The 1939-nt window shown below is 69.6% G+C and carries 2 protein-coding genes; one reads left to right on the plus strand and one right to left on the minus strand.

The genetic code is table 11. The features are described 5' to 3' along the window. On the minus strand, positions 1 to 720 hold a 720-nt coding region (locus AC27IO_RS23555; RefSeq protein ID WP_498741084.1), incomplete at its 3' end, for an IclR family transcriptional regulator. A gap of 107 nt (positions 721 to 827) precedes the next feature. Here AC27IO_RS23555 and AC27IO_RS23560 point away from each other — a divergent pair. Continuing rightward, entirely contained in the window at positions 828 to 1835 is a 1008-nt protein-coding gene (locus tag AC27IO_RS23560; RefSeq protein ID WP_272549346.1) for a fumarylacetoacetate hydrolase family protein, read from the plus strand. The last annotated feature ends 104 nt before the right edge of the window (positions 1836 to 1939 follow it).

The following is a 1939-nucleotide window of genomic DNA, read 5'->3' on the forward strand; positions in this document are numbered from 1 at the left end:
ATGGCGCCGCCCCCAGGCGGGATCGAACGTGGCGACCGAGCCCAGCGTGGTGATGCCCAGGGCCAGGTGCCCGTCGGCGTCGAACACCGGGGCGCAGAACGCGACGATGCCCGGCAGCAGGGTGTCCACCACGCGGGCCGCGCCGCGCTCGCGCACCTCGGCCAGCAGGGCGTCAACGGCGGCGGCGTCGGTGGGCAGATCGGTGCGGCCCAGCTTGGCGGCGTGGGCCATCTCTTCCTGGAGCAGCGCGGCCGTGGCCTCGCGCGGCAGGTGGGCGCAAAAGCAGCGGCCGGTGGCGGAGGCCAGCAGCGGCATGACGTCGCCCAGGCGCAGGTTGGCGGTCACGGCCTGGGGCGATTCCTCCCAGTGCACGATGGTCGGGCCGCGGTTGCCCCACACGGCCAGCGCCAGGGTGTGGCCGATGGTGTCCATGAGCGCGGGCATGCGCTCGCGCGCCAGGCGCATCGCATCGAGCCGCGCGAGCGAGGCCAGGCCCAGCTTGAGCGCGGCCGGCCCCAGGTCGTAGCGCGCGGTGCCCGGGTCCTGCGCCACCAGCCCCAGGCGCTGGAAGCTCACGAGGTAGCGGTGCGCCTTGGCGGCGCTCATGCCGGCCGTGGCCGCGAGGTCCTTGAGCATCAGCGGTCCGCGCGACCGGGTCAGCCCCTCCAGCAGGGCGAAGCCGACTTCCACCGACTGTATGCCTGCCCGTTCCTTGTCCATCTGCACTAGAATTTCCAGAGTTTTGTTTAGTTAAATCAATTTAACCATTCGTAATTCGTGCCGGGCACCCGCCGCCGGCGCGTTGGAAGACAAGAGGTCTGAGCCCCATGAAACTCGCCACCTACAAAGATGGTTCCCGCGACGGCCAGCTGGTCGTCGTCTCCCGCGACCTGGGCACGGCCCATTATGCGACCGGCATCGCGAGCCGCCTGCAGCAGGTGCTGGACGACTGGGGCTTCCTGTCGCCCCAGCTGCAGGACCTGTACGACCAGCTCAACGCCGGCCGCGCCCCGCACGCGTTTCCCTTCGATCCCGCCCAGTGCATGGCCCCGCTGCCGCGCGCCTACCAGTGGGCGGACGGCTCCGCCTACATCAACCACGTCGAACTGGTGCGAAAAGCGCGCAACTCCGAAGTGCCCGAGAGCTTCTACACCGACCCGCTGATGTACCAGGGCGGCAGCGACGACTTCATCGGCCCGCGCGACGACGTGGTCGTGCCCAGCGAGGCCATGGGCATCGACTTCGAGGCCGAGATCGCCGTCGTCACCGGCGACGTGAAGATGGGCACCACGCCCGAGCAGGCGCTGGACGGCATCCGCCTGGTCATGCTGGCCAACGATGTCTCGCTGCGCAACCTCATCCCGGCCGAACTGGCCAAGGGCTTCGGCTTCTTCCAGTCCAAGCCCGCCACCGCGTTCAGCCCGGTCGCCATCACGCTCGACGAGCTGGGCGACGCCTGGGACCAGGGCCGCGTGAACCTCACGCTGCAATCGACCTGGAACGGCCGCAAGGTCGGCATGTGCGATGCCGGCCCCGAGATGACCTTCCACTTCGGCCAGCTCATCGCCCACGTGGCCAAGACGCGCAACGTGCGCGCGGGCTCCATCATCGGCAGCGGCACGGTCAGCAACCGCGGCGTGGAGCAGAACGGCCGCACCGAGTGGCCCAAGGGCTACAGCTGCATCGCCGAAAAGCGCTGTATCGAGACCATCCAGGATGGCAAGCCCTCCACCGAGTTCATGAAGTTCGGCGACACCATCCGCATCGAGATGAAGAACAAGGCCGGCCAGAGCCTGTTCGGCGCCATCGACCAGAACATCGCGGCCCCGCAATGACGACCCGCGCGGGGCTGGCCCGGCTCGCGCTGGCGGCGTGGCTGTTGCTGCCGGGCGCCTTGCTGGCGCAGCAGGCGCCGGCCATGGCCACGCCAGCCGCTGCC

The organism is Acidovorax sp. KNOB132, assembly GCF_057541515.1.